Below are 21964 nucleotides of genomic sequence, written 5' to 3' on the forward strand. Positions count from 1 at the left end.
CAAAGGGGGGCGCTTTCAAGGGGCGCGGGGAACTGCGCGGCCGGCCACGATGCACCCGCACCCGACGACGCACCTCCCCCGTTAAGCCCTGCAACCAGGCGGAGCCACACGTGGGGTAGGTCCGGATGATCGAAACGCCGTCGCTGGTGGACCAGTACTGCCACGGCGTACTGCGGACGGAGCTGGGCCTCGGCACTTTCGAGGCCCACCTGGCCCGCGGCGAGGGCCTGCCCGCCGCCGGCACCACGTTCTTCGACACCCAGACCGGCTTCGCCGTACGCCGCTGGTGCCCTCCTCTGCTGGGGCTCGAACCCCACTGCCGGCCCGCCCTCTACCTGGCACGCCGCCGCGAACTCGGCGTCCTGGAGGCGGGGCGCAAGCTGCTGCGGGGGAGCGGCATCACGACGTACCTGGTCGACACCGGGCTGCCGGGTGATCTGACCGGTCCCGGCGAGATGGCCTCCACGGGGGCCGCCGAAGCCCACGAGATCGTCCGTCTCGAACTCCTCGCCGAGCAGGTCGCCGACACCTCCGGCACCGTGGAGTCGTTTCTCGCCAACCTCGCCGAGTCGGTGCACGGGGCCGCCGCGACCGCCGTGGCCTTCACCTCGGTGGCGGGCGTACGCCACGGGCTGGCGCTCGCGCCCGAACCGCCAGGACCCGGCGAGGTGCGGGGCGCCGCGGGCCGTTGGCTGGCGGGCCGCCGGGTGGGCGGCGCGCTGAGCGATCCGGTCCTGCTCAGACACCTGCTGTGGATCGCCGTCGCCTCCGGCCGGCCGCTCCAGTTGCACGCGGGGCTCGGCGAGCCCGGCCTGCGCATCGACCGCACCGACCCCGTCCTGCTCACCGACTTCGCCCGCGCCACGGCCGGGCTCGGCACCGACCTGGTACTGCTGCACGGCTACCCGTACCACCGCCACGCGGCGCATCTCGCCGGAGTGTTCCCGCACGTGTACGCCGATCTGGGCGCCGCGCTCGTGCGTACCGGCGCGCGGGCGGCGGCCGTGCTCTCCGAGATCCTGGAGCTCGCCCCCTTCGGCAAGCTCCTCTTCTCCAGCGGGGCCCATGGACTGCCCGAACTCCATGTGGTCGGCGCACGTCTCTTCCGTGAGGCGCTCGCGCGGGTGCTGGGCGCCTGGGTGGCCGAGGGTGCCTGGTCGCCGGCCGACGCGCAGCGGGTCGCGGGACTGATCGCGGCGGGCAACGCGAAGCGGGTGTACGGAGTGCGGTGAGGTGCACAGACTGGGCGCATGACTCGCAGCGACGCGACCGACCGGCTCCTCGACCGCTTCCTCACCGAACTGCGTGGCCTCGACCCCCTGGCCGTGTGGGCACACGGCTCGCTCGGCTCGGTGGGCGGCGCCGACTACCAGGAGGGCCGCAGCGACCTGGACCTGATCGTGCTCCTGGACGGCCCGATCACCGCGAGCACGGTCTGGCGGGTGGCCCGGCTGCACGCCCGTCTGCGCGGCGAACCGCTCGTCGCCAAGCTGCACTGCAGTTATCTGACGCCCGGCACCGCCGCCGACTCGGAGCGGCGGCACCTCACCTGGGCGCACGAGCGACTCTTCAGACGGCCGGTCACACCGGTGACCCGGCGCGAGCTGCACGCCTTCGGACTGGTCCTGTCCGGCGAGCGGCCCGACACCCTGCTGCCGCCGGTGACGGACGGTGAACTCGCCGCGTTCGTGGTCCGGGACCAGCGGGACTTCTGGCGCCGCGAGGTGGACCGCGTCGGCAACTGGACCCAGGACGCCTGGGTGGACGTCGGCATGACCACCCACGCGCGCGCCGCGGTCACACTGAAGGACGGCCGGCTGATCACCAAGCGCGAGGCCCTTGACCTGATGCCCGGCCTCGGCGCGCCCGTCGAGGTGGTCGAGGACATCCGCAGGCGGCGCTACCCGGGGCCGGGCACACCGCTCCGGGAGATTCGGGAGACTCGGGAGGTCCAGGAGTGGTCGGCCCGCAGGGGGCGGCTGACCAGGGACTACCTCGGCCCGGCGATCGACCGCCTCGTGGCCGCGTACACGTGACCTGTTCCTGTTCTTGTTCCCGAGCGCCGCACCCGAGGTGGGTCAGGTGCGGCTGAGCGCCGATTCCGTCGACTGGCCCGGCAGGTCCGCCACGGTCTCCGGGCGTTCCCGCAGCGCCAGCAGGACGCGGAGTGTGGCGATCCACACCAGGCAGGAGCCGAACATGTGGAGGCCGACCAGTACCTCCGGCAGATCGGTGAAGTACTGCACGTACCCGATGGCACCCTGGGCGAGGAGCACCAGGAAGAGGTCGCGGGTGCGGTGCAGGGGGCCCCGGGGCGCGTCGACGGCCTTCAGGACGAACCACAGCGCGAAGGCCAGCGTCACCACGATCCACGCCAGGACGGCGTGCAGTTTGGTGACGTTCTCCCAGTTCAGCGGGATGCGGTGCACCTCGCTCGAATCGCCGGCGTGCGGACCGGCGCCGGTCACGACCGTGCCCACCGCGATCAGCAGGACGGTGACGGTGACCAGGATCCACCCCATCTGCCGCACCGGCTTGCCGACCAGTGGACGGGGCGGGTCGTCGCCCTCACGGGTGCGCTGCCACATCACCGTGGCGACGGCGATCAGCGCGGTGGAGAGGAGGAAGTGCGCGGCGACCGTGTACGGGTTCAGGCCGACGAGGACGACGACTCCGCCGAGGACCGCGTTGCTCATGACGACCCAGAACTGCGTCCAGCCGAGCCGGGTGAGGCTGCGGCGGTACGGCTTCTGCGAGCGCGCGGCGATGATCGCCCAGCCGACCGCGGCGCACAGCACGTACGTCAGCATGCGGTTGCCGAACTCGATGACGCCGTGGACGCCCATCGCGCTCGTCGTGGTGAGCGAGTCGTCGGTGCACTTGGGCCAGGTCGGGCAGCCGAGGCCCGAGCCGGTCAGCCGGACGGCACCACCGGTCACCACGATCAGTACCGCCATGACGAGAGCGGCGAGAGCGGCGCGCCGGACCGTCCGGGGGGACGGGGTCCAGCGCCCGGCGATGAAGGCGAGCGGGTTGCGCACGGCTTGAGCGGCATCCGCTCGGGTCACGTTCGGCACGGGCTCCATCGTAGGGGGCCGCTTGTGCACGCGTTCACGAGCCCCCTCGCTGAGGCCGCGTGTCCGCGTGCCGTCACTCCCAGCGAAAGAACCGTCCGGCCGCCGCCAGGCCCGCGACCGCCCACACAACCAGGATCCCGAGATCGCCCCAGGGCATCCCGGCCCCGTGCTGGAGCACGTCCCGCAGCCCTTCCGAGAGCGCCGAGATCGGCAGCAGGCCGAGGACGTCCTGCGCCCCCTGCGGGAACTTGTCCAGCGGGACGATCACGCCGCCGCCGACGAGCAGCAGCAGGAAGACCAGGTTCGCGGCGGCCAGCGTGGCCTCCGCCTTCAGCGTCCCGGCCATCAGCAGGCCGAGCCCCGAGAACGCCGCCGTGCCCAGGACCAGCAGGAGCAGCACGGCGAAGGGGTTGCCGTGCGGAGACCAGCCCAGCACGAGGGCGATCGCCGTCACGAGGATCACCTGGAGGACTTCCGTGACCAGCACGGACAGGGTCTTGGCTGTCATCAGGCCCCAGCGGGGCAGCGGGGAGACGGCGAGCCGCTTCAGCACGCCGTACCGCCGCTCGAAGCCCGTGGCGATCGCCTGGCCGGTGAACGCCGTCGACATCACCGCCAGCGCGAGGATGCCCGGCGCGAGGAAGTCGACGGCCTTTCCGTCGCCCGTGTCGACGATGTCCACCGCGCTGAACAGCACGAGCAGCAGCGTCGGGATGATCACCGTCAGCAGCAGCTGCTCGCCGTTGCGCAGCAGCATCTTCGTTTCGAGCGCCGCCTGTGCCGCGATCATGCGGGGCAGCGGCGCCGCTCCCGGCCTCGGCGCGTAGGCGCCCGCGGCCGTCGATCGGGCGCCCGTTCCCGGTCCCGTCGTTTCCGCGCTCATCCGCGCAGCTCCTTACCGGTGAGCTCCAAGAAGACGTCCTCCAGGGTGTGCCGCTCCACGGAGATCTTCTCCGGCATCACCCCGTGCTGGGCGCACCAGCTCGTGACGGTCGCGAGCAGCTGCGGGTCGATCTTGCCCCCCACCCGGTACGAACCCGGCGTCAGCTCGGCCGCCGTGGAGTCCGCCGGGAGGGCCTTGAGGAGGGAGGCCACGTCCAGGCCGGGGCGCCCGCCGAACCGCAGGGTGTTCTCGGCGCCGCCGCGGCACAGCTCCTCGGGGGAGCCCTGTGCGACGACCCGGCCGGCGTCGATGATCGCCACGTCGTCAGCGAGCTGCTCGGCCTCGTCCATGTGGTGGGTGGTCAGGATCACCGAGACCCCGTCGGCGCGCAGATCGCGGACGAGTTCCCAGGTGGCGCGGCGTGCCTGCGGGTCGAGGCCCGCGGTCGGCTCGTCCAGGAAGACCAGCTCGGGGCGTCCGACGACGGCCATGGCGAGCGCGAGGCGCTGCTGCTGGCCGCCGGACAGCCGCCGGTACGTGGTCCGGCCGCAGCTGCCGAGGCCCAGCCGTTCGATCAGCGCGTCCACGTCCAGCGGATGCGCGTGCAGCCTGGCCATGTGCCTGAGCATCTCGTCGGCGCGGGCGCCGGAGTAGACGCCGCCGGACTGGAGCATCACACCGATCCGGGGGCGCAGGGCCGAGGCCTCGCGCACCGGGTCGAGGCCCAGCACCCGGACCGTTCCGGAGTCGGGGCGCCGGTATCCCTCGCAGCTCTCGACGGTGGTGGTCTTGCCCGCGCCGTTGGGTCCGAGTACGGCCGTGATGCCCGCCCGGGCCACCAGATCCAGGCCGTCCACGGCGGTCTTCCCGCCGTAACGCTTCACCAGACCGCCGACCTGGACGACGGGGTCACTTCGCATGGGCGGCCTCACTTCGCATGGTCGCCAAGTCTAGGGACGGCCGGGCGGGCGCATGAGGGCGGGGCGCGTCACGAGCGGCGCGGGACAGCGCGCGGGACGGCGCGTGAGAGGGGCACGTCGCTCGTGATCCACTCCTCGCGCGAACGGTGCGTCGCGAGCCACCGCTCCGCGTAGGCGACCGCGTCCACCAGCGGGAACAGCCGTACGTCGGCCGCGCCCACCCGGCCCCGTACGACAGGACGGTCCCGCTCGAAGTCGGCGCCCAGGGTGCCGAACTCGTCCGAGCTGATCGCGACCTCGGTGACGGTCTCCCAGCGGGGCCCCTCCGGGGTGAGGACCGGCCGTCCCACTCCGACGCGGGGTGCGGGTATGCGGTACTCGGCCAGGTGGAAGCCGGTGCAGGTGTCGTAGCCCGCGCCCAGCAGCAGGATCCGCGCGCCCCTCTCCTCAAGGCGCGCCAGCGGGCTGCGCTCGCCCAGCCGGCAGTCCGGCGCGTGGTCCTCGACGATCACCGCCGCGGCCGGGCCGACGGCCGCGAAGGAGGTCTGCGGATGCGCGCTGCGCCGGGCACCCGGCCAGGAGCGCACGGTCTCCGGGACCACGCCCACCCCGCGCGAGGGCGTCAGGAGCGGGTCGTACGCGGGCATCGTGGCGCGGATCGTCGGCCACCACTCCTCGGGTACGGGAGGGCTGCTCCACAGGGCCGGGTCGGAGAGCTGGCCGGACTGGGTGGGGACCACGAGCGTGCCGTCGGGACCGAGTGCGTCGAGCAGCCCCTGGACGACGGCGACCGCGCCGCCGTTGACCCATCCGAGGGAACGCAGCGACGCGTGTACGAGGAGCGTCTCGCCGGGGCGTACGCCCAGTGCGCGCAGGTCCGCGGCGAGGGTGGCGCGCGTGACGAGAGGGCCGGTGGGAGGGGGTGTGGGCATGGTTCGGGAGTCTTGCCGACGCCCCCGGGCCGTGCCACCGAATTGATCGATCAAAGATCGTTCCCGCAGGTCAGATTAGGTTTACCTAAGTGATGCACCGCACCCCATCGGGCGCGGACACGGCTTGGCACTCTCTGAGGAATTACGCAACAATGGTGTTGTGAAATACGTCGGCGAGGCCCAGGAGACCCCCACGGGGGTCCCTCAGGAGGAACTCGCGACCGGGCTGCGCTCGGACCACTCCACGCGCAACCGGGTCGTGCGATCCATCCTGGACCACGGCCCGTCGACCGTGGCCGATCTCGCCGGGCGGCTGGGCCTGACCCAGGCGGCCGTCCGCCGGCACCTCGACGCCCTCGTCTCCGACGACGTCGTGGAACCCCGCGAACAGCGGGTCTACGGCGCTCGTACGCGCGGACGGCCCGCCAAGGTGTTCGCCCTGACCGACTGCGGCCGGGACGCCTTCGACCAGTCCTACGACAAGCTCGCCGCGGAGGCCCTGCGCTGGATCGCCGAGCGCGAGGGCGGGGAGGGGGCGCTCGTCGCCTTCGCCCGCGCCCGGATGGCCGCCCAGGCCGGCGCGTACCGCGAGGCCGTAGAGTCCGCCGCCCCCGAGAAGCGCGCCGAAGCCCTGGCCAAGGCCCTGAGCGCGGACGGGTACGCTGCTACGGCGCGCAGCGCACCGGTCGGTGAGCAGCTCTGCCAGCACCACTGCCCGGTCGCCCATGTCGCCGAGCAGTTCCCGCAGCTGTGCGAGGCGGAGACCGAGTTCTTCTCCCAGCTGCTGGGTACTCACGTGCAGCGGCTGGCGACCATCGCCCACGGCGACGGCGTCTGCACGACCTTCATCCCCAAGATTTCCCACGCCCCGAAGATTTCCAAGGCTCCACCAGTCTCCACGCCTGCCAAGGCCACTGATAACGCATCCGCACGTACCGCCGGGAGGAACCCCGCATGACGCTCCCCATCGAGGAGACCGCCCACCCCGAGCTTGAGGGTCTGGGCAACTACGAATACGGCTGGGCCGACTCCGACGTGGCTGGTGCCTCTGCCAAGCGCGGTATCAACGAACACGTCGTCCGGGACATCTCCGCGAAGAAGAACGAGCCGGAGTGGATGACCAATCTCCGTCTCAAGGGCCTGCGCCTGTTCGGCAAGAAGCCCATGCCGAACTGGGGCTCGGACCTCTCGGGGATCGACTTCGACAACATCAAGTACTTCGTGCGCTCCACGGAGAAGCAGGCGCAGTCGTGGGAGGACCTCCCCGAGGACATCAAGAACACGTACGACAAGCTCGGCATCCCCGAGGCGGAGAAGCAGCGCCTCGTCGCCGGTGTCGCGGCCCAGTACGAGTCCGAGGTCGTCTACCACCAGATCAACGAGGAGCTGGAGGCGCAGGGTGTCATCTTCATGGACACCGACACCGCGCTGAAGGAGCACCCGGAGCTCTTCAAGGAGTACTTCGGCACCGTCATCCCGGTCGGCGACAACAAGTTCGCGTCGCTGAACTCCGCGGTGTGGTCCGGCGGCTCGTTCATCTACGTGCCGAAGGGCGTGCACGTCGAGATCCCGCTCCAGGCCTACTTCCGTATCAACACGGAGAACATGGGCCAGTTCGAGCGGACCCTGATCATCGTTGACGAGGGTGCCTACGTGCACTACGTCGAGGGCTGCACCGCCCCGATCTACAAGTCGGACTCGCTGCACTCCGCGGTCGTCGAGATCATCGTCAAGAAGGGTGGCCGCTGCCGTTACACGACCATCCAGAACTGGTCGAACAACGTCTACAACCTGGTCACCAAGCGCGCCGTGGCGTACGAGGGCGCGACCATGGAGTGGATCGACGGCAACATCGGCTCCAAGGTCACCATGAAGTACCCGGCCGTCTACCTGATGGGCGAGCACGCCAAGGGCGAGACCCTCTCCATCGCCTTCGCGGGCGAGGGCCAGCACCAGGACGCCGGCTCCAAGATGGTCCACATGGCGCCGAACACGTCCTCGAACATCGTGTCGAAGTCCGTGGCACGCGGCGGCGGCCGTACGTCCTACCGCGGTCTCGTCGAGATCGGCGAGGGCGCCCACGGCTCCAAGTCGAACGTGCTGTGCGACGCGCTGCTCGTCGACACCATCTCCCGCTCGGACACGTACCCCTACGTGGACGTCCGTGAGGACGACGTGTCCATGGGCCACGAGGCGACCGTCTCCAAGGTCTCCGACGACCAGCTCTTCTACCTGATGAGCCGTGGCCTCTCCGAGTTCGAGGCGATGGCCATGATCGTGCGCGGCTTCGTGGAGCCCATCGCGAAGGAGCTGCCCATGGAGTACGCCCTGGAGCTCAACCGGCTGATCGAACTGCAGATGGAAGGCGCGGTCGGTTAGGACCCGCCCCCGAAGCAGTCGCCAGATTTCTGACGTAGACGTAGGAAGAGAGCAGACCCACAGCCATGGCTGAGGCTCAGAACATCCCGGTGGGCAGTACCACCGCCGGCCAGATCGCGGTCGCCGCCGAGTCGACCGTCGCCACGCGCATGAGCGCGCCCCCGTCCTTCGACGTGGCGGACTTCCCCGTCCCCCACGGCCGCGAGGAGGAGTGGCGGTTCACGCCGCTGGAGCGGCTGCGCGGGCTGCACGACGGCACCGCGGTGGCCACCGGCGACGGCGTCAAGGTCGACATCGAGGCGCCCGAGGGCGTCACGGTCGAGACCGTCGGCCGTGACGACGAGCGGCTCGGCCGGGCGACCCCGGTCGACCGCGTCGCCGCCCAGGCCTACTCGGCGTTCGAGAAGGCCGGTGTGGTCACCGTCCCCAAGGAGACGGTCCTCACCGAGCCGATCCGCATCGCCGTGCACGGCGCGGGCGGTGTCGCCTACGGCCACCAGGTCATCGAGCTGGGAGCCTTCGCCGAGGCCGTCGTCGTCATCGACCACACCGGTGACGCCGTCCTGGCCGCCAACGTCGACTACGTCCTGGGCGACGGCGCCAAGCTCACCGTCGTCTCCGTCCAGGACTGGGACGACACGGCCGTCCACGTCGGCCAGCACAACGCGCTGATCGGCCGTGACGCCACCTTCAAGTCCTTCGTGGTCACCTTCGGCGGCGACCTCGTACGCCTCCACCCGCGGGTCGCCTACGCGGGACCCGGCGGCGAGGCCGAGCTGTTCGGCCTGTACTTCACGGACGCCGGCCAGCACCAGGAGCACCGCCTCCTGGTCGACCACAACACCCCGCACTGCAAGTCGAACGTCGCCTACAAGGGCGCGCTCCAGGGCGACGGCGCCCACGCGGTGTGGATCGGCGACGTCCTCATCGAGGCCACCGCCGAGGGCACGGACACCTACGAGATGAACCGCAACCTGGTTCTCACCGACGGTGCCCGGGTCGACTCCGTACCGAACCTGGAGATCGAGACCGGCGAGATCGTCGGCGCCGGACACGCCTCGGCGACCGGCCGCTTCGACGACGAGCAGCTCTTCTACCTGATGGCCCGAGGCATCCCGGCCGACGATGCCCGCCGTCTGGTGGTCCGCGGCTTCTTCGCCGAGCTGGTCCAGCAGATCCGCGTCCCCGACATCCAGGAACGCCTTCTCGCCAGGATCGACGAGGAGCTGGAGGCGTCCGTCTGATGACTGCCGCCGACCGTGCTCAATTCCTTCGGGCCTGTGGGCTGAGCGAGCTGGAGGAGGACACCCCCAAACGGGTGGAACTCGACGGCACGCCGGTCTCGGTCGTCCGTACCGAGGGCGAGGTGTTCGCGATCAACGACATCTGCTCGCACGCGAACGTCTCGCTCTCCGAGGGCGAGGTGGAGGACTGTCAGATCGAGTGCTGGCTGCACGGCTCCGCGTTCGACCTCAGAACCGGCAAGCCGTCCGGTCTTCCCGCGACGCGCCCCGTCCCCGTATACCCCGTAAAGATCGAAGGGGGCAGCGTCTTCGTCGACGTATGCGCCCCCCTCACCCAGGAGTCCTGAGGAACCCATGGCAACGCTTGAAATCCACGACCTGCACGTCACCGTCGAGGCCGACAACGCCACGAAGGAGATCCTCAAGGGCGTCGACCTCACCGTGAAGCAGGGCGAGACCCACGCCATCATGGGCCCGAACGGCTCCGGCAAGTCGACTCTCGCCTACTCGCTCGCGGGACACCCGAAGTACACGATCACCGGCGGCACCGTCACCCTCGACGGCGAGGACGTCCTGGAGATGTCCGTCGACGAGCGCGCCCGCGCGGGCCTGTTCCTGGCGATGCAGTACCCGGTCGAGGTGCCCGGTGTCTCCGTCTCCAACTTCCTGCGCACCTCCGCCACCGCGATCCGCGGCGAGGCCCCCAAGCTCCGCCTGTGGGTCAAGGAGGTCAAGGAGGCCATGCAGCGGCTGAACATGGACCCGGCCTTCGCCGAGCGCAACGTGAACGAGGGCTTCTCCGGCGGCGAGAAGAAGCGCCACGAGATCCTTCAGCTGGAGCTGCTCAAGCCGAAGATCGCGATCCTCGACGAGACCGACTCCGGTCTGGACGTCGACGCCCTGCGCGTCGTCTCCGAGGGCGTCAACCGCGTCCGTGAGAGCGGCGAGGTCGGCACCCTGCTGATCACGCACTACACGCGCATCCTGCGCTACATCAAGCCCGACCACGTGCACGTGTTCGCGAACGGCCGCATCGCCGAGTCCGGCGGCGCCGAGCTCGCCGACCAGCTTGAGGCCGAGGGCTACGACAAGTACGTGAAGGGTGGCGCATCCGCGTGACGCAGCTGTCGGGCCTCCTCGACACCGAGGCGATCCGCAAGGACTTCCCCATCCTGGACCGCCGGGTCCACGACGGTAAGAAGCTCGTGTACCTGGACAACGCGGCGACCTCGCAGAAGCCGCGCCAGGTGCTGGACGCGCTCAGTGGCTACTACGAGAACTACAACGCCAACGTCCACCGCGGTGTGCACGTGCTCGCGGAGGAGGCCACGGCGCTGTACGAGGGCGCGCGCGACAAGGTCGCCGCGTTCATCAACGCGCCGAGCCGCAACGAGGTGATCTTCACCAAGAACGCCTCCGAGTCGCTCAACCTCGTGGCCAACATGCTCGGCTGGGCGGACGAGCCCTACCGGGTCGACCACGAGACCGAGATCGTCATCACGGAGATGGAGCACCACTCCAACATCGTGCCGTGGCAGCTGCTCGCGCAGCGCACGGGCGCGAAGCTGAAGTGGTTCGGCCTGACCGACGACGGCCGGCTCGACCTGTCCAACATCGACGAGATCATCACGGAGAAGACGAAGATCGTCTCCTTCGTGCTGGTGTCGAACATCCTGGGCACGGTCAACCCGGTCGAGGCGATAGTGCGCCGTGCGCAGGAGGTCGGCGCGCTGGTCTGCATCGACGCCTCCCAGGCCGCCCCGCACATGCCGCTGGACGTCCAGGCCCTGCAGGCCGACTTCGTGGCCTTCACCGGCCACAAGATGTGCGGCCCGACCGGCATCGGCGTCCTCTGGGGCCGCCAGGAGCTGCTGGAGGACCTGCCCCCGTTCCTGGGCGGCGGCGAGATGATCGAGACGGTGTCGATGCACTCGTCGACGTACGCTCCCGCCCCGCACAAGTTCGAGGCGGGCACCCCGCCGATCGCCCAGGCGGTCGGTCTCGGTGCGGCCATCGACTATCTGAGCGCGATCGGCATGGACAGGATCCTCGCCCATGAGCACGCGCTCACCGAGTACGCGGTGAAGCGGTTCGCCGAGGTCCCGGGCCTGCGCATCATCGGCCCGACGACCGCCGAGGACCGCGGCGCGGCGATCTCGTTCACGCTGGGTGACATCCACCCGCACGACGTGGGCCAGGTTCTCGACGAACAGGGCATCGCGGTCCGGGTCGGACACCACTGCGCACGGCCGGTCTGCCTGCGGTACGGAATTCCTGCGACCACACGAGCGTCGTTCTATCTGTACTCCACGCCGACCGAGATCGACGCACTGGTCGACGGCCTGGAGCACGTACGGAACTTCTTCGGCTGAGGAGCTGGCTGAGTCGTGAGGCTTGATTCGATGTACCAGGAAGTCATCCTGGACCACTACAAGCACCCCCACGGGCGCGGTCTCCGGGACGGCGACGCCGAGGTGCACCACGTCAACCCGACGTGCGGCGACGAGATCACCCTGCGCGTGAAGTACGACGGCACGACGATCAGTGACGTCTCGTACGAGGGCCAGGGCTGCTCCATCAGCCAGGCCTCCGCCTCCGTGCTGAACGAGCTGCTCGTGGGCCGGGAACTGGCCGAGGCGCAGAAGATCCAGGAGACCTTCCTGGAGCTGATGCAGTCCAAGGGTCGTATCGAGCCGGACGACGCGATGGAGGAGGTCCTGGAGGACGCGGTCGCGTTCGCCGGGGTCTCCAAGTACCCCGCCCGCGTGAAGTGCGCACTGCTGAGCTGGATGGCCTGGAAGGACGCGACGGCCCAGGCCCTGGGCGAGGCCGGCGCCGAGAGGAAGACGGCATGAGCGAGACCATCGAGATGAAACCGGCCTCCGAGGAAGAAGTCCGCGAGGCGCTGTACGACGTCGTCGACCCCGAGCTGGGCATCGACGTCGTCAACCTCGGACTGATCTACGGGATCCACATCGACGACGCGAACATCGCGACGATCGACATGACCCTGACGTCGGCGGCGTGTCCGCTCACCGACGTCATCGAGGACCAGGCCAAGTCCGCCACGGACGGCATCGTGAACGAGCTCCGCATCAACTGGGTGTGGATGCCGCCGTGGGGCCCGGACAAGATCACGGACGACGGCCGTGACCAGCTCCGGGCGCTCGGCTTCAACGTCTGAGCACCCCTGGATCCCGTCTGTACGTGTGCGGCCCCCGGCGATTGCGCCGGGGGCCGCGTGCGTGGTGAGCCGGGTCTTGTGCGGCTCAGCCCAGACCCTTGACCAGGCGGAACGCCGAGTCGGCCCGGTAGAGACGGCTGTTGTCGTACGGGTCCAGACGGAGCCGGAAGTCGCGGTGGCGCAGGAAGTGGCCGCGGTGGTTGACCGACTCCAGCATGACGGCGTCGGAGAACGCCGACGGGCGCGGACAGAACGTGGCGTCCTTCTCGAAGAGCTCGGAGCCGTCGCGGCGGTCGGCGCGCAGCCGGAAGTGGGCGTGCCGCAGATAGCGGCCGTTCCCCAGCGAGAAGGAGACGCAGTCGGCGTCGGCGAGGCCCGGGACGAGCTTGAAGGAGGCCTCCTGCCGGGTCCGGGAGGAGGTGCGCGAGTCCACCCGGTCGAGCCGCACGGAGTCGTGATCGAGACGCCAGTAGTGGTCGGGGTAGTTCACCGCCTGGACGGACTTCCGCGCGGACGAGGGCTTGGACTCCGGTGGCCTGTCGCCGGACGCGGGCTTCGACTTCGACGCCGACGGCTTCGGTACGGGGTCGGCACCGCCCTGCTGCCCGGCGGGTGACGTGGAGCTGTCCGGGGTGCTGCCGGCGGGCGAGGGGGCGGCCAGCCCGCTCTTCCCACTGGGAGCGGTGGCGGCGACGGGCGGAGCGGCGACCAGCGGCTCGTCCTTGGCGGAGGTGTTCTCCGTCCGGTCCTCCGGTGCGGTCCCCCTGTCCTCGTCCAGCACGGTCACCGCGGTCACCGTGGCGGCGAGGACCGCCAGCAGCAGCGCTCCGGCCAGCCAGAGCCTGCGGGTCCCGGGTATGGGGGCCTGGTCCAGGGTCTCGCCGGTCTCCCACACCTTCGGGAGGTGGGGGGACGGGTCGGGAGCGGACTCGGTGTTTCTTTCGGGCATGCGCTGTTCCCCCCGGCGTCGCCGATGGCGGACGCGGTTCGGTCATCGGTCGTGGCACATGAGGAGGCGGAGGTCGCGGGCACACGGGACGGCCACGGCCGGGCGATCCGTGTGCGCGACGAGGGGAACATTAGTGGAACTTGTGCGGGTCGAGTAAGCGTTCCTGAGAGCGGTTTCTGCCCGAACCGGCGGCGCCGGTGGACGAGTTGGCACCGGACCTCGGACTCGGCGGCCGGGAAGGGCGGTTCACGGCTCAAGGATTCGAGATCAGGGCCCTGAAGGGGAGGTCTCGGCGCCCGAGGGGGGAAGCCCGGGGCGCCGATGGGGGAGCTTCCGGTGGGGCCGGAGGTTTTCCTCTCAGGGCACGGGTCCTAACGCCTTCCGAAGGCGGACAGGAGTGTGGCGATCCGTTCGCGGCTTCCGTCGTTCTGGACCGGAGCCGCCGTGAGGACGTCGAGGTGCTGGTAGCCGGGAAGGACGACGGGGTTCTTGTCCGCCGGGACGCGGTCCGCCAGGATGCCGTCGCCCGCGACGAAGGTGATCGCCGGGTTGGCGGTCGGGCCTTCGGGGTGCGCCATGTGCCGGGCGATCCGCGGGTCGTCCACCAGGGAGAGGTCCGTGACCAGTTTCGTCGGGAAGTAGTCCTCGGTGAAGTCCAGTGGCTGTTCGGAGAGGCTGCGGGCCAGCTCCCCGATGTCCGAGACCTCCTTGGCGGCCGTGGTGAACGGCGTGCCGTCGGCCGAGCGGTGCACCGGGTCGTCCGGCGCGCCCACCCGGTCGAAGTCGCGCCAGGTGTAGAGGGGGCCGCCCGGCTCGTCGGGGATCGCCTTCAGCTCCGTACCGAACAGGGCGGGGGAGCCCTGGACGTCGTTCGAGACGGGGAAGTCCTTGTCGGCGAGACGGCCGCCGTCGAAGAGGCCCACGCTGGTCTGGATGAAGGACAGCGGGGCCGAGTTGTCGTCCATGAAGGCGCCGAGGACGGCTTCGTTGGTGAGCCGGAAGTCGCGGATCGTCGGCCTGCCGCTCAGGAACACGGCCGCGTTCTTCGAGAACATCGTGCGCGTCGTCGTCTCGATGTTGTCGTTCGCGGGCAGGTCGCTCTGCAGCGTGGAACGGGCGGCGGGCGCGGTGCGCGCGGCGAGGCCGCTGATGGCGAGGACGTTCATGATCTCCGGGTTGATCACCGCGGGCAGCGCCAGGAAGCGGGGCAGGACCCCGGAGCGCAGACCGGCCTGTACGACGGTGTAGCCGAGGCCCGTCTCCGGGACCGTGCCCTTGGGCAGCACGCCGCCGTTGAGCGTGTCCGAACCGCCGTTCAGGTCGTCGAGGTCGACGGCGATCGTCGTGTCCAGGGCGAAGTAGCCCGCGCACTGGTTGTAGCCCGCGTCCGCCGTCGTCGCGCTGTTCCCGTCGAAGTCCCAGGTGGAGAAGACGCCGGTGAGCACCCCGCCCAGCGAGTGCCCGCCGCACAGCACCTTCTCCTTGCGCAGCCTCCGGTCGGGCAGTTCGGCGCTCAGCAGGTCGTACTGGTCCCGGACGGTCTGCTCCAGACCGACCTCGGCGAGCCAGCCGGCCTGGTCGCTGGCTAGGAAACCGTCGAAAGCGTGCCCGTCGATCTTCTGGCCCTCGTAGTAGTAGCCGACCGCCCGGCGCACGCTGCCCGTCGCGACCCCGGCGTTGTCCTCCAGGCAGTTGGAGCGCCGGTCCAGGGCCCAGAACTCGATGTGCTCGCCCCTGTCGGCCGCCGCCCGCACCGTGTTGCGGGCCACGCTGTCGAAGGCGCCCGCGCCCTCCAGGATGCCCGGCTGCGCGACCAGGATCCGGTCGGCGCCGGCCGACTCCGACGGCCCGTCCGAGGAGCGGTAGCGCAGGTACGACAGCCGGTCGCAGCGGGCCGGGTGGCTCCCCGCGGAGGCGGGCAGCGGGATCCGCAGGGAGACCTGGGTCTCGGTGATGCCCGCGACCGGGGAAGCGGAGGACACCGGTGTCTCGGTGCGGGCCGTGCCGGCGGCGGCCGGGGTTCCGTCGGCGGGTGCTCCGCCTGCCGAGGGGGCCGCGGTCAGCGCGGCCACGGCGAGCGCGCCCGCGACCAGGGGGCGCGGCCATCGGGCACGGCGAGGGGGGACTCCTGTGCTCATGATTCTCTCCAGCGGAGGGGGAAGGGGAGGCGGCTCGGCGCCAGTGGTCCGGAGTGCCGCACGGTACCTACGGGTAACTTCCGTGCGCCATAAGGGAAATGAGCGAACGAGGGGTGCGTGCCGCGCACATTTCCACAGGCGCCCCACGGACCGGCCCGGTTCTGTGTACGGGCGTACGTATCGATGCGTACACTCGTACGCATGGGATATGTGCTGCTCGCCGGAGCCATCGCCGCGGAGGTGGCCGCCACGACCGCCATGAAGTACAGCGACGGTTTCAGCAGGCTCTGGCCCTCACTGCTGACGGCCCTCGGCTACGTCGTCGCCTTCCTGCTGCTGGCGCAGACGCTCAAGACGGTGTCCGTCGGCACGGCGTACGCGATCTGGGCCGGGCTCGGCACGGCGGCCATCGTGCTGATCGGGGCGGTCTTCCTCGGGGAGGGGATGAGCTTCGCCAAGTTCGCCGGTATCGCGCTGATCATCGGCGGGGTCGTGGTGCTGAACCTGGGCGGGGCGCACTGATGGCCGAGGGCGGCGCGTACGCGGGCCGCTCGGGCGGTGACCGCTGATGGCCAGGCGGTACGACCCCGAGCGGCGGCAGCGGATCATCGACGCGGCGATCCGGGTCGTGGCGGCCAAGGGCATCGCGGGGCTGAGCCACCGCTCGGTCGCGGCCGAGGCGGACGTGCCGCTCGGCTCGACGACGTACCACTTCAAGACCCTCGACGAGCTGCTGGTCGCCGCGCTGCGCCAGGCGAACGAGGGCTTCGCGAAAACGGTCGCCGCCCGCGAGGCCCTGCGGGACGTCGGCACCGACCTCGCCGCCGAGCTGGCCGGACTCGTCGGCGAATGGCTCGCGGACGACCGTACGGAGGTGGAGGTGGAGTACGAGCTCTACCTCGCCGCTCTGCGCCGGCCCGCCCTTCGGCCCGTCGCCGACGAGTGCGGCCGGGACTTCGCCGACCTCCTCGCCCGCCGGACCGATCCGGTGACCGCGCGGGCGCTGGTCGCGTTGATCGACGGCATCTGTCTGCACGTGCTGCTGACGGGGGCGCCGTACGACGAGGAGTACGCGCGGGAGGTGCTGGCGCGGGTGGCCGGTACCTGAGACGGCGAGGGCGCTGGTTGGCTCGGGCGGGGTTCGCCAAGTTAGGTTTCTGTCATGACCGACACGACTGCTACACGCACCACCACCGGCGCCGTCGCCGCCGGACTCGCCACGATCGCCACCGACGGCACCGTCCTCGACACGTGGTTCCCGGCCCCCGCGCTGGCCGCCGAACCCGGCCCCTCGGGCTCCGAGCGGCTGCCCGTCGAACGCGCCGTGGAACTGCTCGGCGAAGGTGCCGTGAAAGCGGTCGGCCCGGACGCCCGCCGGGGCGTCGAGGTGGTCGCGGTCCGCACGGTCATCGCCTCGCTCGACGAGAAGCCGGTCGACGCGCACGACGCGTATCTGCGTCTGCACCTGCTCTCGCACCGGCTGGTGCAGCCGCACGGGCAGAGCCTGGACGGCCTGTTCGCCCACCTCGCCAATGTCGCCTGGACCTCGCTCGGGCCGGTGGCCGTGGACGACGTGGAGAAGGTACGGCTGAACGCCCGCGCCGAGGGTCTGCACCTGGCCGTGACGTCCATCGACAAGTTCCCGCGCATGACGGACTACGTGGCGCCCAAGGGTGTCCGTATCGCCGACGCCGACCGGGTCCGTCTCGGCGCGCACCTCGCCGAGGGCACCACGGTCATGCACGAGGGCTTCGTGAACTTCAACGCCGGCACGCTCGGCACGTCGATGGTCGAGGGCCGCATCTCCGCCGGTGTCGTGGTCGGTGACGGCTCGGACATCGGTGGTGGCGCGTCCACCATGGGGACGCTGTCGGGCGGCGGCAACGTCCGCATCACCATCGGGGAGCGGTGCCTCATCGGGGCGGAGGCGGGGGTCGGTATCGCCCTCGGCGACGAGTGCGTGGTGGAGGCCGGGCTGTACGTCACCGCCGGTACGCGGGTGACGATGCCCGACGGGCAGATCGTCAAGGCCCGTGAGCTGTCCGGGGCCTCGAACATCCTGTTCCGGCGGAACTCGGTCACCGGGAAGGTCGAGGCTCGGCCGAACAACGCGGTGTGGGGTGGGCTGAACGAGGTTCTGCACAGTCACAACTGAGCTGTGCCGTTGTTGTTTTGACGCGAACGCCTTTCCGCTGTCGCTGAGCGGGAGGGCGTTCGTCGTGTGCGGGTGCGGGTCCGGTGGGGGCTTGTCGCCCAGTTCCCCGCGCCCCTGAAACGGGGCTGCGCGCGTCGGTGAGGAAATTTGTTCGTCGAGGCATAGCGGGGGTTCGGTCGAGGCGTCAGTACGGGTGGGAGCGGGGGAGACGCCCGCGGGGAAGAGACGGTGACGATGGATGCCCAGGGGCACGAGGCGTTCAAGGAGTTCGTGGAGAACAGGTCGACGGCGCTGCTCAAGACCGCCGTGCTGCTCAGCGGCGGCGACCGCCACGCGGCCGAGGACCTGCTGCAGAACGCGCTGATCAAGGCTGCCGGACGATGGCACCGGATCGACGAACCGGAGGCGTACGTACGTCAGATCCTGTACCGGCAGCAGGTGAGCCGGTGGCGGCTGAAGTGGCGTCGCCGGGAGCTGACCGTCGCCGAGCCGCCCGAGACGACGGGCGGAGCGACGGGCGGGACGGCGGGCGGGGCGGACGCCGCCTCCGCGACCGAGCTGCGGATCCTGATGCGCGGAGCGCTGGCGCGGCTCACCGCACGGCAGCGGACCGTGCTCGTCCTGCGGTACTTCGAGGACCTGCCGGAGGCCGACGTGGCCCGGATCCTCGGCTGCTCGGTCGGAACCGTGCGGTCCACGACACACCGCTCGCTCGCCAGACTGCGGGCGCTCGCGCCGGAGCTGACCGCACTCGGTCCGGCCGACGCCGAACAGAGCCCTTCCCGCGACTTCTCGCCCGTGGAGGTTCGTCCGTGAACATGGATCAGCTCGTACGCGACGCCCTGCACGAGCAGGCATCGGAGGCCACGGCCCCGCCGCCCGACTTCGGCATCCGTGTCCTCGCCGTCCGGCGCCGCCGCCGCACCCGCAGGCTGGCCGGCGCCGCGGTGGCCACGGCGGTCGCGGTCGCCGTCGGAGTGGGGGTGCCGGTCCTGAACGGCCAGGACGAGCCGCGGCTCGCCAGCCAGATGAACCGGAGCGACATCATCGCCCACCCGGACCAGACACCGCCGCGCGACCTCATCGCGGCGGGCGACACCGCGATGGCCGCCTACTACACGACCCGCACGGTCAAGGAGACCCCGGACCGGGGTGCCTACGTGCGCACCTACAGCCTCCTCGACCAGGAGAGCGGCAAATACGTGAAGACCACCAAGTGGTCCTTCCTCGACGTCGCCCCCGGCATGCGCACCGCCGCCGTCCTGGAGAAGGACCTGCCCACCAGGCGGATCGGGCTGCTCGACCTGCTGACCGGCGAGGTCGAGCGCTGGATCACCGTGGACCGTGCCGTCGCGAGCGTCGAGTTCTCGCCCGACGGGACCAAGCTCGTCGCGACGACGTACAGCAAGAACCCCGACCTGCGGTTCCGGGCGGACTACGACAGTGACGGGGACGGCAAGAAGAACGACTGGGAGGCGCGGTTCGGCCAGTCGGACCGGACCGGCTTCTACATTCTCGACGTCGACTCGGGGGACGGCTCCTGGAGCAGGGTCACGGGCCACGAAAAGGACCTCAACGTCCGCCAGGACTTCGCCTTCAGCGAGGACGGCAAGCTGGTCTACTCGGGACTCACCTCGGAACCCCAGATGCAGTACTACGACTTCAAGGGCAAGGAGGTCGACAAGCCCGCGAACGAGAAGTACCTGCACTGGTTCGTCCAGGCCGGACTGTCGCCGAACGGCAAGCTCGCCGCGGGCGACTTCGCGGGCGGTGCCAGGACCACCGCCTCCGCGATCAACGATCCCCTCACCGGCAAGCGGCTCTTCAAGATCCCCGGTCAGCAACTGCTCGCCTGGGCCGACAACAAACGGCTCATCGCCTGGGACATCACGCCCGGCACGAACGAGTTCCACAACCGGCTCGTCCTCGTCACGATCGGCAACAAGAAGACCGTTCCGCTGAGCGGTTTCCGCCAGGGGAACGACGGCGCGGACGGGCGCTGGGAGCCGATCTTCGCCGAACGCTGATCACCGATCACTGCCCATTGGTTACTGATCGCTGATCGACGCGGCCGTCAGTCTTTCGTATGCGGTCAGTAGCCCGTCGGTCGCTTCCTGGCCGGCGGGCTGCAGCGGTGCCCGCACCGGGCCGGCCGGCAGGCCCAGGGCGCCCAGCAGCGCCTTCGTCGTCACCGTGCCGGGAAGCCCGGACGCCATCACCAACTCGATCAGCGGGATGCCGAGTTGCTGCAGGTGGGCCGCCTCGTCCGTCTCGCCCCTGTCGAACGCGTCGATGACCGACCGGAAGTGACGTGGCGTCACATTGGCCACCGTGCTGATGTATCCGGCGCCGCCGATCGCGTAGAGGGCGAGTACGTATTCGTCGCAGCCCGTGTAGTACGCCAACTCCGTTGCGGCCAGCACCTTCTGCGTGCCCAGCAGGTCGTAGGCGCAGTCCTTCACCGCCACGATCCGCGGGTGCTCCGCGAGCCGCAGCAGCGTCTCCGGTTCGATACGGGTCCCGGTGCGGCCCGGGATGTCGTACAGCGCGAGCGGTAGTCCGCAGGCGTCCGCGATCGCCCGGAAGTGTGCCTCGACGGCGTCCTGCGGAGGCCTGCTGTAGTAGGGCGTGACGGCCAGCAGGCCGTCCGCGCCCGCCTTCTCGGCCGCCAGCGCGAGTTCGACCGAGTGGCGGGTGTCTGCGGTCCCGATGCCCGCGACGACCGAGGCGCGGTTCCCGACGGCCTCGGTCACCGCCCGCACCAGCGCGGACCTCTCGGTGTCCGTCAGGGTCGGCGACTCCCCGGTGGTCCCGGACAGCATCAGTCCGTCGCAGCCCTCGGAGACCAATCGCGCGGCCAGCCGCTGGGCGCCGTCCAGGTCGAGCAGTCCCTCTTCGGTGAAGGGCGTGACCATCGCGCACAGGGCGCGGCCGAAGGGGCGGGGGCGGGGGCGGATGTGAGGGCGGCGGTGTGGGGGTGAGGTGGTGGTCATGGGAGTAGTGTCGGCCCGCCGACATGGAAGCTCCACTTAATTCTTCTACGGCCTACCGGTAAGTTCAGCTACTGGATGGGTTGCCGCTCCGGGAAGGGGTAGTGATGGCCCAGCCGGGTACCCGGGCGTTCCCCCCGGACGAAAGGAGGCGGAACGCCATGACCGGGACCACGGACCGGCGGCCGGACGAGCAGCACTCGGTGGGTGAACTCGTCGGGCAGGCCACAGAACAGCTTTCCGAACTCGTACGACAGGAAGTGCGGCTCGCCAAACAGGAGTTGACCGAGAAGGGGCGGCGCGCGGGGCGCGGCGGTGGGCTGCTCGGCGCGGCCGGTGCCGTCGCCTACGTGGGGCTGATGGCCCTTTCGGCGACCGGCGCCGCCGCACTCTCGCTGGTGCTGCCCGTGTGGGCGGCGGCCCTCATCGTCACCGCTGTGCTCTTCGTGGTGGCGGCCGTGCTGGCGAAGACCGGCCGTGCGCAACTCGGCCGCGCGACCCCTCCGACGCCCGAGGAGACACTCGACAGCGTTCGGGCCGACGTCGACGAGATCAAGGAAAGGGCGCACCGATGAAGGACACGAATGATCCGGTCGAGATCGGCGGGGCCTCGGACAAGCCCGCCGCAGGGGCCGAGGGGCCGGACGAACTGAGGCGCCAGATCGAGGAGACCCGTAGTCAGCTCGGCGACACCGTGGAAGAGCTGGCGGCGAAGGCCGATGTGAAGGGCCGGGCGAAGGCCCGGGGTGCCGAGCTGAAGGACAAGGCGTCCGAGGCCGGTCACACCGTCCAGGGCAAGGCGGTCCAGGCCGGTCACGTCGTACAGGAGAAGGCCACCGAGGCGGGGCACGTGGTGCAGGGCAAGGCCACCGAGGCCGGGCACGTGGTGCAGGAGAAGGCGACCCGGGCCGGCCACGCGGTCCAGGAACGCGTACCTCAGCCGGTGCGCGACGCCGCGACCACCGTCGTCCGGGCCGGACTGCGGAACCCCAAGCCCGTCCTGATCGGGGCCGGAGTGGTGGTCGCGGCCGGGCTGCTGCGGCGGCGTCACAACGGCCACCGCTGAGCGGGCGGGCGCGCGGGCGCGGACGGATCACAGCGGGCGGCGGAGCC

Annotated in this window: 24 protein-coding genes; 17 read left to right on the forward strand and 7 right to left on the reverse strand. The window is 70.5% G+C overall.

All coding sequences use genetic code 11. The annotated features are described in order from the left end of the window. The first annotated feature begins 125 nt into the window (after positions 1 to 125). Both ACH4DZ_RS39410 and ACH4DZ_RS39415 read left to right on the forward strand, forming a co-directional pair. Positions 126 to 1232: an amidohydrolase family protein gene (locus tag ACH4DZ_RS39410; protein WP_398293716.1), complete on the forward strand. Its 1107-nt coding sequence runs from the start codon at positions 126 to 128 to the stop codon at positions 1230 to 1232. A gap of 18 nt (positions 1233 to 1250) precedes the next feature. Continuing rightward, positions 1251 to 2036, forward strand: coding sequence for a nucleotidyltransferase (locus ACH4DZ_RS39415; protein ID WP_398293718.1), 786 nt, complete (start codon positions 1251 to 1253; stop codon positions 2034 to 2036). A 42-nt stretch (positions 2037 to 2078) separates the two neighbouring features. Here ACH4DZ_RS39415 and ACH4DZ_RS39420 read toward each other — a convergent pair whose 3' ends face one another. From ACH4DZ_RS39420 to ACH4DZ_RS39435, 4 genes are all read right to left on the reverse strand, one after another. After that, on the reverse strand, positions 2079 to 3086 hold the full coding sequence (locus ACH4DZ_RS39420) for a heme A synthase (RefSeq protein ID WP_398293720.1): 1008 nt from the start codon (positions 3084 to 3086) through the stop codon (positions 2079 to 2081). A 64-nt stretch (positions 3087 to 3150) separates the two neighbouring features. Next, a complete protein-coding gene (locus ACH4DZ_RS39425; RefSeq protein ID WP_398293722.1) occupies positions 3151 to 3960 on the reverse strand; it encodes an ABC transporter permease in 810 nt (269 codons plus the stop codon). Continuing rightward, on the reverse strand, positions 3957 to 4880 hold the full coding sequence (locus ACH4DZ_RS39430; protein ID WP_398293724.1) for an ABC transporter ATP-binding protein: 924 nt from the start codon (positions 4878 to 4880) through the stop codon (positions 3957 to 3959). Before ACH4DZ_RS39430 ends, ACH4DZ_RS39425 begins: the two co-directional genes overlap by 4 nt. 68 nt (positions 4881 to 4948) lie before the next feature. After that, entirely contained in the window at positions 4949 to 5812 is an 864-nt protein-coding gene (locus tag ACH4DZ_RS39435; protein WP_398293726.1) for an aminoglycoside N(3)-acetyltransferase, read from the reverse strand. Positions 5813 to 5972: 160 nt separating this feature from the next. Between ACH4DZ_RS39435 and ACH4DZ_RS39440 the strand changes: the two genes are divergently transcribed. The 8 genes from ACH4DZ_RS39440 (at position 5973) to ACH4DZ_RS39475 (ending at position 12619) form a co-directional block, all read left to right on the forward strand. Continuing rightward, complete coding sequence (locus tag ACH4DZ_RS39440; protein ID WP_398293728.1) at positions 5973 to 6770, forward strand: helix-turn-helix transcriptional regulator; 798 nt, start codon at positions 5973 to 5975, stop codon at positions 6768 to 6770. After that, the gene (sufB, locus tag ACH4DZ_RS39445) at positions 6767 to 8191 is read left to right on the forward strand and encodes a Fe-S cluster assembly protein SufB (RefSeq protein WP_107017660.1); all 1425 of its coding nucleotides are present in this window, start codon (positions 6767 to 6769) and stop codon (positions 8189 to 8191) included. Before ACH4DZ_RS39440 ends, sufB begins: the two co-directional genes overlap by 4 nt. A gap of 65 nt (positions 8192 to 8256) precedes the next feature. Continuing rightward, positions 8257 to 9435: a Fe-S cluster assembly protein SufD gene (gene sufD, locus ACH4DZ_RS39450; protein WP_398293730.1), complete on the forward strand. Its 1179-nt coding sequence runs from the start codon at positions 8257 to 8259 to the stop codon at positions 9433 to 9435. Next, positions 9435 to 9782, forward strand: coding sequence for a non-heme iron oxygenase ferredoxin subunit (locus tag ACH4DZ_RS39455; protein WP_398293732.1), 348 nt, complete (start codon positions 9435 to 9437; stop codon positions 9780 to 9782). Before sufD ends, ACH4DZ_RS39455 begins: the two co-directional genes overlap by 1 nt. Positions 9783 to 9789: 7 nt before the next feature. After that, positions 9790 to 10554 (forward strand): Fe-S cluster assembly ATPase SufC, encoded by a 765-nt coding sequence (gene sufC / locus ACH4DZ_RS39460; protein ID WP_107017663.1) that lies wholly within the window; start codon positions 9790 to 9792, stop codon positions 10552 to 10554. After that, a complete protein-coding gene (locus tag ACH4DZ_RS39465; RefSeq protein ID WP_398293734.1) occupies positions 10551 to 11807 on the forward strand; it encodes a cysteine desulfurase in 1257 nt (418 codons plus the stop codon). Before sufC ends, ACH4DZ_RS39465 begins: the two co-directional genes overlap by 4 nt. A gap of 15 nt (positions 11808 to 11822) precedes the next feature. Further along, on the forward strand, positions 11823 to 12290 hold the full coding sequence (gene sufU, locus ACH4DZ_RS39470; protein WP_398293736.1) for a Fe-S cluster assembly sulfur transfer protein SufU: 468 nt from the start codon (positions 11823 to 11825) through the stop codon (positions 12288 to 12290). Then, positions 12287 to 12619, forward strand: a complete 333-nt coding sequence (locus ACH4DZ_RS39475) for a metal-sulfur cluster assembly factor (protein WP_107017666.1) — start codon at positions 12287 to 12289, stop codon at positions 12617 to 12619. Before sufU ends, ACH4DZ_RS39475 begins: the two co-directional genes overlap by 4 nt. Positions 12620 to 12704: 85 nt before the next feature. On the opposite strand, the gene ACH4DZ_RS39480 is transcribed toward ACH4DZ_RS39475, so the two are convergent. Continuing rightward, complete coding sequence (locus ACH4DZ_RS39480; RefSeq protein ID WP_398293738.1) at positions 12705 to 13568, reverse strand: AbfB domain-containing protein; 864 nt, start codon at positions 13566 to 13568, stop codon at positions 12705 to 12707. A 371-nt stretch (positions 13569 to 13939) separates the two neighbouring features. Then, positions 13940 to 15706, reverse strand: a complete 1767-nt coding sequence (locus ACH4DZ_RS39485; protein ID WP_398293740.1) for a hypothetical protein — start codon at positions 15704 to 15706, stop codon at positions 13940 to 13942. Between the two features lie 201 nt (positions 15707 to 15907). Between ACH4DZ_RS39485 and ACH4DZ_RS39490 the strand changes: the two genes are divergently transcribed. The 5 genes from ACH4DZ_RS39490 (at position 15908) to ACH4DZ_RS39510 (ending at position 19888) form a co-directional block, all read left to right on the forward strand. Further along, complete coding sequence (locus tag ACH4DZ_RS39490; RefSeq protein ID WP_398293741.1) at positions 15908 to 16228, forward strand: DMT family transporter; 321 nt, start codon at positions 15908 to 15910, stop codon at positions 16226 to 16228. Between the two features lie 46 nt (positions 16229 to 16274). Next, positions 16275 to 16814 carry a TetR/AcrR family transcriptional regulator gene (locus ACH4DZ_RS39495; protein ID WP_398293743.1) on the forward strand — a complete coding sequence of 180 codons (540 nt, stop codon included), beginning with the start codon at positions 16275 to 16277 and terminating at the stop codon, positions 16812 to 16814. 54 nt (positions 16815 to 16868) lie between these two features. Further along, positions 16869 to 17861, forward strand: coding sequence for a 2,3,4,5-tetrahydropyridine-2,6-dicarboxylate N-succinyltransferase (dapD, locus tag ACH4DZ_RS39500; RefSeq protein WP_398293745.1), 993 nt, complete (start codon positions 16869 to 16871; stop codon positions 17859 to 17861). 234 nt (positions 17862 to 18095) lie between these two features. Beyond that, entirely contained in the window at positions 18096 to 18677 is a 582-nt protein-coding gene (locus ACH4DZ_RS39505) for a SigE family RNA polymerase sigma factor (protein ID WP_398293994.1), read from the forward strand. Then, the gene (locus ACH4DZ_RS39510) at positions 18674 to 19888 is read left to right on the forward strand and encodes a WD40 repeat domain-containing protein (protein WP_398293747.1); all 1215 of its coding nucleotides are present in this window, start codon (positions 18674 to 18676) and stop codon (positions 19886 to 19888) included. Before ACH4DZ_RS39505 ends, ACH4DZ_RS39510 begins: the two co-directional genes overlap by 4 nt. A 21-nt stretch (positions 19889 to 19909) precedes the next feature. Here the strand turns inward: ACH4DZ_RS39510 and dapA are convergent, their stop codons facing one another. Continuing rightward, complete coding sequence (dapA, locus tag ACH4DZ_RS39515; RefSeq protein WP_398293749.1) at positions 19910 to 20854, reverse strand: 4-hydroxy-tetrahydrodipicolinate synthase; 945 nt, start codon at positions 20852 to 20854, stop codon at positions 19910 to 19912. A gap of 158 nt (positions 20855 to 21012) precedes the next feature. On the opposite strand from dapA, the gene ACH4DZ_RS39520 reads away from it, so the two are divergent. Beyond that, the gene (locus ACH4DZ_RS39520) at positions 21013 to 21426 is read left to right on the forward strand and encodes a phage holin family protein (RefSeq protein WP_398293751.1); all 414 of its coding nucleotides are present in this window, start codon (positions 21013 to 21015) and stop codon (positions 21424 to 21426) included. Continuing rightward, positions 21423 to 21917, forward strand: a complete 495-nt coding sequence (locus ACH4DZ_RS39525; protein ID WP_398293753.1) for a DUF3618 domain-containing protein — start codon at positions 21423 to 21425, stop codon at positions 21915 to 21917. Before ACH4DZ_RS39520 ends, ACH4DZ_RS39525 begins: the two co-directional genes overlap by 4 nt. Positions 21918 to 21964 lie beyond the last annotated feature (47 nt).

It is taken from the genome of Streptomyces sp. NPDC017991 (assembly GCF_044328075.1).
Taxonomy (GTDB): domain Bacteria; phylum Actinomycetota; class Actinomycetes; order Streptomycetales; family Streptomycetaceae; genus Streptomyces.

Excerpts from the sequence above, each read along its gene's own strand:
- ACH4DZ_RS39495 (WP_398293743.1), top strand. The coding sequence starts at position 16,275 with ATGGCCAGGCGGTACGACCCCGAGCGGCGGCAGCGGATCATCGACGCG.
- ACH4DZ_RS39490 (WP_398293741.1), top strand. The coding sequence starts at position 15,908 with ATGGGATATGTGCTGCTCGCCGGAGCCATCGCCGCGGAGGTGGCCGCC.
- ACH4DZ_RS39420 (WP_398293720.1), bottom strand. The coding sequence starts at position 3,086 with ATGGAGCCCGTGCCGAACGTGACCCGAGCGGATGCCGCTCAAGCCGTG.
- ACH4DZ_RS39455 (WP_398293732.1), top strand. The coding sequence starts at position 9,435 with ATGACTGCCGCCGACCGTGCTCAATTCCTTCGGGCCTGTGGGCTGAGC.
- sufC (WP_107017663.1), top strand. The coding sequence starts at position 9,790 with ATGGCAACGCTTGAAATCCACGACCTGCACGTCACCGTCGAGGCCGAC.
- ACH4DZ_RS39435 (WP_398293726.1), bottom strand. The coding sequence starts at position 5,812 with ATGCCCACACCCCCTCCCACCGGCCCTCTCGTCACGCGCGCCACCCTC.
- sufB (WP_107017660.1), top strand. The coding sequence starts at position 6,767 with ATGACGCTCCCCATCGAGGAGACCGCCCACCCCGAGCTTGAGGGTCTG.
- ACH4DZ_RS39520 (WP_398293751.1), top strand. The coding sequence starts at position 21,013 with ATGACCGGGACCACGGACCGGCGGCCGGACGAGCAGCACTCGGTGGGT.
- ACH4DZ_RS39415 (WP_398293718.1), top strand. The coding sequence starts at position 1,251 with ATGACTCGCAGCGACGCGACCGACCGGCTCCTCGACCGCTTCCTCACC.
- sufD (WP_398293730.1), top strand. The coding sequence starts at position 8,257 with ATGGCTGAGGCTCAGAACATCCCGGTGGGCAGTACCACCGCCGGCCAG.
- ACH4DZ_RS39430 (WP_398293724.1), bottom strand. The coding sequence starts at position 4,880 with ATGCGAAGTGACCCCGTCGTCCAGGTCGGCGGTCTGGTGAAGCGTTAC.
- ACH4DZ_RS39505 (WP_398293994.1), top strand. The coding sequence starts at position 18,096 with ATGGATGCCCAGGGGCACGAGGCGTTCAAGGAGTTCGTGGAGAACAGG.
- ACH4DZ_RS39410 (WP_398293716.1), top strand. The coding sequence starts at position 126 with ATGATCGAAACGCCGTCGCTGGTGGACCAGTACTGCCACGGCGTACTG.
- ACH4DZ_RS39525 (WP_398293753.1), top strand. The coding sequence starts at position 21,423 with ATGAAGGACACGAATGATCCGGTCGAGATCGGCGGGGCCTCGGACAAG.
- ACH4DZ_RS39425 (WP_398293722.1), bottom strand. The coding sequence starts at position 3,960 with ATGAGCGCGGAAACGACGGGACCGGGAACGGGCGCCCGATCGACGGCC.
- ACH4DZ_RS39475 (WP_107017666.1), top strand. The coding sequence starts at position 12,287 with ATGAGCGAGACCATCGAGATGAAACCGGCCTCCGAGGAAGAAGTCCGC.
- dapA (WP_398293749.1), bottom strand. The coding sequence starts at position 20,854 with ATGACCACCACCTCACCCCCACACCGCCGCCCTCACATCCGCCCCCGC.
- ACH4DZ_RS39485 (WP_398293740.1), bottom strand. The coding sequence starts at position 15,706 with ATGAGCACAGGAGTCCCCCCTCGCCGTGCCCGATGGCCGCGCCCCCTG.
- ACH4DZ_RS39480 (WP_398293738.1), bottom strand. The coding sequence starts at position 13,568 with ATGCCCGAAAGAAACACCGAGTCCGCTCCCGACCCGTCCCCCCACCTC.
- dapD (WP_398293745.1), top strand. The coding sequence starts at position 16,869 with ATGACCGACACGACTGCTACACGCACCACCACCGGCGCCGTCGCCGCC.